Here is a 7066-nt window from a genome sequence, read left to right on the forward strand (position 1 = left end):
GCGATGGCCGGTGGCATGGCCTGTCCACCGGACGCGGGCCGCCACCAGGATCGGGACGACCGGCCCGCCGCGTGCCACCCCGCCGCACGGGCCCTCCCGACGAAGGGTTCCCCGATGACCTCCGCGATGCCCACCCGCCTCGCCGCCGGCGTGGCGGTGCTGCTCGCCGTCCTGACCGGTGCCGCCCCGGCCGGTGCTGCCGCCCCCGCGACCGCCGCCGTCTCCGCCGCCGTCCCGGTCTTCGCCGACGGCCAGGGCCTGACCGTGCTGGCCGGTGCCACCGAGGTGCACGGCCCCGGCGACTTCACCATCACGGTGACGACCCCTCAGGTCGCCGGGAAGCACCGGATCCGGATCCTGCTCCCGGCGGGCTACGACGCCGACCCGGGCCGCCGGTGGCCGGTCGCCTACTTCCTGCACGGCGGTGGCGGTGGGGTGGACGACGTGGCCGCCGCGCCCGCGCTGCACTCGGACTCGATGATCACCGTGGTGCCGGACGGCGGGCTGAAGGGCTGGTACGCCGACTGGCTGATGCAGAACACGGCGGAGGGGGCGGCGAACTGGGAGACCTTCCACCTCACCCAGGTCGTCCCGTTCGTCGACGCCAACCTGCGCACCGTCGCGGACCGGGCGCACCGGGCGGTGACCGGGCTGTCGATGGGCGGCTTCGGCGCGCTGCACTACGCCGAGAGCCGGCCCGACCTGTTCGGCCACGTCGCGGCGCTGTCCGGCGGCATCGACTTCGGCATCTGGCAGGTGCGGGCGGCGGTGCTGGCCACCGAGCTGAACGTGACCGGCGCCTGGTGCGCGGTCAGCAGCTCCTCGGGCTCCGGCTCGGGCGACTGCACCGGCTACGGCCCCTACGTCGACAGCGACGCGATCTTCGGCTCGCCGTACCCGGTCTTCAACGCGGACCGGATCTGGAAGGCGGTGGACCCGGCCGCGCCGAAGAACCTGGCCCGGCTCTCCGCCACCGGCATCACGCTCTACACCGGCAACAACGACGTGATCGACGCCAACACCGCCGTCGCCTCCAGGAACGTCAAGAACCGGCTGGACGCGCTGGGCATCCCCAGCCGCCTGGTCGACTACGGCAACGGCGCGGCGCTCGCCCCGACCTGCAACGGCGGCCACAACTACGGCTGCTGGGCCCCGGCCTTCGCCGACTACGTGCCGCGCCTGGCCGCGGCCTTCGCGGCAGCGGGCTGACCGGCCGTCACCCGCGCCTCCCCGTACCGACCCGAGCGATCCCCAGAGGAGCACAGCCATGAAGCACACCCGGCAGCGGTTCGCGGCCGTCATCGGAGCGGTGGCGGCGGCAGCCGCGCTGCTGACCGCGGGCACCGCCCAGGCCGCCCCGGCGGGCGACCACTCCGCCACCCTCGCGGCGCTGAAGACCTTCCAGGCCGCCGCCGGCCCGGGCGCCGGGATCTTCGCCGGCGACGCCACCGGCTCCTGGCAGCTGTCGGTCGGCACCAGCACCATCAACACCAGCAAGCCGGTGCTGGCCGACCAGTACTTCCGGATCGGCAGCCAGAGCAAGTCCTTCACGGCGGCGACCGTGCTCGCCCTGGCGGACGAGGGCAAGGTCGCGCTGGACGCGAGCGTGGCGACCTACCTGCCGGGCGTGGTGAGCGGCAACGGCCACGACGGCACCGTCATCACGGTGCGTCAGCTGCTCCAGCACACCAGCGGAATCCCCTCCTACGACCCGCTGGGCAGCCTCGCCCTGGCCGAACCGGACGGGTCCTTCAAGGCGGCCACCCTGGTGCGCGAGGGACTGAAGCGGCCCCCGGCCGGAGCCCCGGGCACCGTGTTCAGCTACTCCAACACCAACTACCTGATCCTCGGCATGATCGTGGAGAAGGTGACCGGCCTGCCCGTCCACGAGGCCGTCACCCGCCGGGTGATCCAGCCCCTCGGCCTGACCCGCACGCTCTTCCCCGCCCCCGGCGACCGGGCCCTGCCCGCGCCGGGCATCCCCGGCTACCACGGTGCCCGGCTCGGCCCCTTCTTCTTCTGGAGCCCGGCCCTCGACTACGACCCCTCGCTGTTCGGCCCGGCCGGGGCGGTCATCTCCACCGAGCAGGACCTCGCGACCTTCTACCGGGCCCTGCTGAACGGGCAGGTGCTCTCCCCGGCGATGACCGCCGAGCTGCTCGCCACCACCCCGGTCACCAGCGACGCGTACGGCCTCGGCGTGTTCAGGATGACCCTGTCCTGCGGCGGCGAGGCGTGGGGCCACAACGGCGGCGTCCCCGGCTACTTCAGCCAGACGGTGGCCACCAAGGACGGCCGGTACGCCTCCGCGATGACCAACGTGCACTTCACCAACAACACGCCCGTGCAGCAGATCTTCACGCTGCTGGACACCGCGCTCTGCGAGAGCCACCGCTAGCGGTGCGCGCCACCGGCTGACGGGCCCTCATACGGAGGGGAATGCGGGCCCGTAGCCGTTGGCCGCCAGCCAGGGGAGGAGGCGGGCGAGGGCGGAGACCGTCTGGGAGCGGTCGCCCCCGCCGTCGTGGAGGAGGACGACGCCGCCGGGGCGGAGGTCGTGCTGGACGCGGGAGAGGATGGCGTCGGCGCCCGGGCGGCTCCAGTCGCGCGGGTCGACGGACCAGCCGAGGGGACGCAGGCCGTTCCGGGCGGCGACCGACCGGTTCTCGTCGGTGAAGGCGCCGCCGGGCGCGCGGAACCAGGGGACCTGGGTGCCGGGCCCGCCCGCCTGGACGATCATCGCCTTGGCGTCGACGATCTCCTCCACCATCCGCTGCCGGGGCAGCGCCGCGAACGGCTGGGGGTGGTTGACGCTGTGGTCGCAGAGCCGGTGCCCCTCCGCGCGGATGCGCCGGACCAGCTCCGGGTGCGCGGCGGCGTTCCTGCCCGTGACGCAGAAGGTGGCCCGGACGCCGTACCGGGAGAGCAGGTCCAGGACCTGGCCGGTCGCCGCCCCCGGGCCGTCGTCGAAGGTCAGCGCGACGCCGTGGCCGGTCCCGGTGGAGGTCACCAGCTCGGTCGAAGTCCCTTGCGGGGGAGGGGGCTTCGGTGCGCTCGGCCTCGGGGTGCTCGGCTTCGGCGGCGGTGGCTCGGACGGCGACGGGGAGGCCGGCTTCGCGGGGGAGGGCGGTCGGGGGCTCGACGGCTTCGGGGTCGGCGTGGGCGTGGGTGAGGGTGCCGGTGTCGGAGGATCCGTGCGGCCGGCCGTCGGTGACGGGGCGTCGGAGGAGGCCGGGGAGGAGGGGGACGCCGACACCGTGCCGGCCGGCCGTTCCGTGGCCACGGGGGCGACGGAGCAGCCGGCCAGCACGGCGGCGAGCAGGACCAGGGATGACCGGTGGCGGGGCGTCCACATGGCGGGTGGCTCCTGGGGTCGCGGACCGGCGGGGAGACACCAGGAAGGACGAGGCGAACACCTGCCCGGGTTCCGCACGGCGCACCGCACCGGCGCGAACCGGCCAAGGTCGGAAGGCCGGCCTCAGAACGGGTGCCAGCGCACCTCGGTGGCCCCCTCCCGGAGCGAGGCCACCCGGCGGGTGAACTCCGCGAGCGCCGACGGGTTCCCGGCCGCCTGCTGCGCCACCCAGGAGGCACTGGCGGTCTCCCGGGCGCCGCGCAGCACGGCGAAGCCGGGCCAGTCCCGGACGTCCAGGCCGTAGGCCTCGGTGAAGGCGAGGTACTCCTCCTCCGGGACGCCGTAGCGGTCGTGGCTGAGGGCGAGCACCACCAGGTCGTGTTCGCGCAGGTCCGAGGAGGCCGTCTCCAGGTCGAGCAGGACGGGCCCGTCCGCGCCGACGTGGACGTTGCGGGGGAGGGCGTCGCCGTGGATCACGCCCGGGGGCAGCGCGGGGACCAGCTCGGCGAGGGCGGCCTGGTGGTCGGCCCGGCGGGCCCGCAGGAAGGCGACGTCCTCGGGGGCGACCGCGGTGGCGGCGGTGGCCAGCCAGCGGTCCACCGGGGCGAGCAGGTCCCGGGCCGGGAGGTCGAACGGTGCGGCGGGCAGGGCGTGCAGCGCCCGCAACAGCGGGGCCAGGTCGGCCGGGCGGGCCGGGCGGACGGCCGGGGCGAGCCGGTGCCAGAAGGTGACGGGGTGTCCGTCGACCTCGAAGACGGTGGACGCCCAGGGGCGGACGACGGGGAGGCCCTGGCCGTCGAGCCAGTCCGCGACGGCCAGTTCGCGCCGGGCCCGGCCGGCCACCTCCGTCCCCCGGCCCACCTTGGCGACCACGGCGGGGGAGCGCAGGTCGAAGACGGCGTTCTCCGCGAGCGCGAGCAGCTCGGCGTCCCGCGGTTCGGGCAGCCCGGCGGCGGCGCAGGCGCGGGTGAGCAGGGCAGCGGCACGGGAGGCGTCGAAGACGGTCATCCGAGCATCATCGCCCAGCGCACCCGCAGGCCCCGCCTTCCGCGGTGCCGGGTCGGGGGACGCGGGGCGGACCGGGGGACGGGAGGTGCGGGGCTCGAAGCGGCAGGTCGGGGCGGAGGGAACCGGGCGGCGCGGCGGGATCTGACGGGTCGTCGGGTCGGTGAGGGTCGGTCTCAGGGTGGAACTCCACCCTGAGGGGGAGGCGTATCCGACCGGAGCAGGAGGTGGCGGCCACCGCGCGCAGGTCAGGATGGGTCAGGGCCGTGCCACGGCCTTCGGGGGGTGCACCGACCGGGGCCCGCTCGTCCGGCCGGACGGGGGGTCTCGTAGGATGCTCACACTCACTTACCTGCCGACCGGCTAACAAGACGTCAGCCGGTCTCTGCCGTCGCCCGTGTCCCGTCCCCCAAGGGCAGCGGTGAACCATGCCCAGGAGGCACAGCGAGCATGTTCCACCGGATCGGACAATTCGTCGTCAAGCGCGCGTGGTGGGTGATCGTCGCCTGGGTGGTCGCCGCCATCGGGATCATCGCCACCGCGCCGCCGCTCACCGCGCAGACGGATCAGAGCAGCTTCCTGCCCCGCCACTACGAGTCCATCCGGGCTTCGGTGGTGCAGCAGGAGGCGTTCCCCGCCAGCTTCACGCCCTCCGCCTTCGTGCTCTTCGAGCGCACGGACGGCGCCCCGCTCGCCGAGGCGGACAAGGCGGCGATGGCCAAGGTGGTCAAGGGCCTCGAGGACAAGAAGGTCAAGTTCGTCGAGCACGTGCTGCCGGTGACCGACCTGACCACCTCGAAGGACGGCAAGTACGCCCTCTCCGCCATCGGCATGGAGAAGGACAAGGCCTACACGCCCGAGGCCGCCGACAGCGCGAAGGAGCTGCGCGAGACCGCCAAGCAGCTCGGTGAGGGCAGCTCCCTCAAGGTGCAGCTGGGCGGCCAGGTCGCCCAGAACCTGGACCAGAAGGACTCCTCCGAGCTGGCCAACGCGCTGATCGGCCTCGGCACGATCGTGATCATCCTGCTCACGCTCGGCATCATCTTCCGCAGCCCGATCATCGCCTTCCTGCCGGTGCTCTCGGTCTTCGTCTACTCGATGGTCGCCAACGGCCTGATCGGGTACGCGGTGAAGGCCTTCGGCCTCAAGGCCGACAGCTCGGTCTCGGCGATCCTGATCATCGTGCTGTTCGGCGTCGGCACCGACTACTTCCTCTTCCTGATGTTCCGTTACCGCGAGCGCCTGCGGGCCGGTGACGACCGGAAGGAGGCCGTGGTCAACGCGGTCGGCCGGGTCGGCGAGGCGATCACCTCCGCCGCCGGTGCCGTGATCGTGGCCTTCAGCGTGCTGGTGCTCTCCAGCCTCGGCATGTTCAAGGCCATGGGTCCCTCGCTGGCCATCGCGGTCGGCGTGACCGCCGTCGCCTCCGTCACCCTGGTGCCGGCGATCCTGTCGCTGATCCCGCAGAAGGTCCTGTTCTGGCCGTCCAAGGCCTGGCAGCGCGAGCCCGAGGGCGCCAAGTTCGCCGCGCTGGGCCGCCTGGTGCAGCGCCGCCCGCTGGTCACCGCGATCGCCTCCGGTGCCCTGCTGCTCGCCTTCTCGGCGGCCGCGCTCGGCTACAAGGGCACCTTCGACCTGGCGGCCGGCTCGATGCCGAAGACCAAGGAGTCGATGGTCGTCCAGGACACCATGATGAAGGCGTTCTCGGCCGGCGCCGCCGACCCGAGCCACGTCTACGTCAAGGCCAAGGAGGGCTCCAAGCTCGACGAGGCCGCCTTCCCGGCGTACGTCGCCGAGCTGGGCAAGGTCCCCGGCGTGGCCACGGTCGTGCCGAAGCCCGAGGTCAGCAAGGACGGCACGGTCGCCGACTTCACCGTCATGCTCAAGGACGCCCCGGCCACCAACGAGGCCATCGCGACCGTGACCGACCTGCGTGACGTCGCCCACGCCAAGACCCCGACCGGCACCGACGCCCTGGTCGGCGGCGTGACCTCGATCTACAAGGACATCAACTCCGCGATGGCCCGCGACTACTCGCTGGTTTTCCCGGTCGCGGCCGTCCTGATCATGCTGATCCTCGGCCTGCTGCTGCGCAGCGTGGTGGCCCCCTGGTACCTGATGGCGGCCGTCGGCCTCGGCTTCACCGCCACCGTCGGCGCCACCAGCCTGATGTTCCAGCACGTCCAGGGCGAGACGGGCGTGATGTTCATGCTCCCGATGCTCATCTACCTGTTCGTGGTGGCCATCGGCACCGACTACAACATCCTGATGATCGCCCGTCTGCGGGAGGAGGCGGCCGAGGGCCACGACCCGCGCAGCGCGGCCTCGTTGGCGATCCGTCACGGCGGCCCGACCATCGCGGCGGCCGGCTTCATCCTGGCGGCCACCTTCGGCACCATGCTGCTGGCGGGGAACATCTTCTTCAGCGAGATCGGCTTCTCGGTGGCCTTCGGCATCATCGTCTCGGCCTTCGTGATGTCGCTGTTCTTCACCCCGGCGCTGACCGCGCTGCTCGGCAAGTGGGCCTGGTGGCCGGGGCACGCCCAGCTGCCCGGCCACGGCGCCGAGCCGGCGGACGTGCGGAACCCGGAGCCGGCCGGCCGCCACTGAGGCGCCGCAGGCCGTAGCACCCGCACCGGCGGGAACGGGCCACCGGCCTGTCCAGATCCGCCTACCTCACCTCCAAGGTGGTGGTGCTCGGCGCCG

General features: G+C 73.3%; 5 protein-coding genes. 3 read left to right on the plus strand and 2 right to left on the minus strand.

Annotated features, from left to right (window positions below):
- Positions 1-114: 114 nt before the first annotated feature.
- Positions 115-1209, plus strand: coding sequence for an alpha/beta hydrolase (locus tag ACWEPF_RS26300; protein WP_452174449.1), 1095 nt, complete (start codon positions 115-117; stop codon positions 1207-1209).
- Between the two features lie 58 nt (positions 1210-1267).
- Positions 1268-2398, plus strand: a complete 1131-nt coding sequence (locus ACWEPF_RS26305) for a serine hydrolase domain-containing protein (protein WP_452174450.1) — start codon at positions 1268-1270, stop codon at positions 2396-2398.
- 27 nt (positions 2399-2425) lie between these two features.
- On the opposite strand, the gene ACWEPF_RS26310 is transcribed toward ACWEPF_RS26305, so the two are convergent.
- Entirely contained in the window at positions 2426-3010 is a 585-nt protein-coding gene (locus tag ACWEPF_RS26310; protein WP_452174451.1) for a polysaccharide deacetylase family protein, read from the minus strand.
- Positions 3011-3478: 468 nt separating this feature from the next.
- Positions 3479-4363, minus strand: coding sequence for a phosphotransferase enzyme family protein (locus ACWEPF_RS26315; protein ID WP_452174452.1), 885 nt, complete (start codon positions 4361-4363; stop codon positions 3479-3481).
- Between the two features lie 447 nt (positions 4364-4810).
- Between ACWEPF_RS26315 and ACWEPF_RS26320 the strand changes: the two genes are divergently transcribed.
- Positions 4811-6970, plus strand: a complete 2160-nt coding sequence (locus ACWEPF_RS26320; RefSeq protein ID WP_452174453.1) for an MMPL family transporter — start codon at positions 4811-4813, stop codon at positions 6968-6970.
- Positions 6971-7066: the final 96 nt, after the last annotated feature.

It is taken from the genome of Kitasatospora sp. NPDC004289 (assembly GCF_053602875.1).

What these genes read in the sequence shown, in the direction of transcription:
- ACWEPF_RS26305 (WP_452174450.1), top strand. Translation starts at nt 1,268, where the DNA reads ATGAAGCACACCCGGCAGCGGTTCGCGGCCGTCATCGGAGCGGTGGCG.
- ACWEPF_RS26315 (WP_452174452.1), bottom strand. Translation starts at nt 4,363, where the DNA reads ATGACCGTCTTCGACGCCTCCCGTGCCGCTGCCCTGCTCACCCGCGCC.
- ACWEPF_RS26320 (WP_452174453.1), top strand. Translation starts at nt 4,811, where the DNA reads ATGTTCCACCGGATCGGACAATTCGTCGTCAAGCGCGCGTGGTGGGTG.
- ACWEPF_RS26300 (WP_452174449.1), top strand. Translation starts at nt 115, where the DNA reads ATGACCTCCGCGATGCCCACCCGCCTCGCCGCCGGCGTGGCGGTGCTG.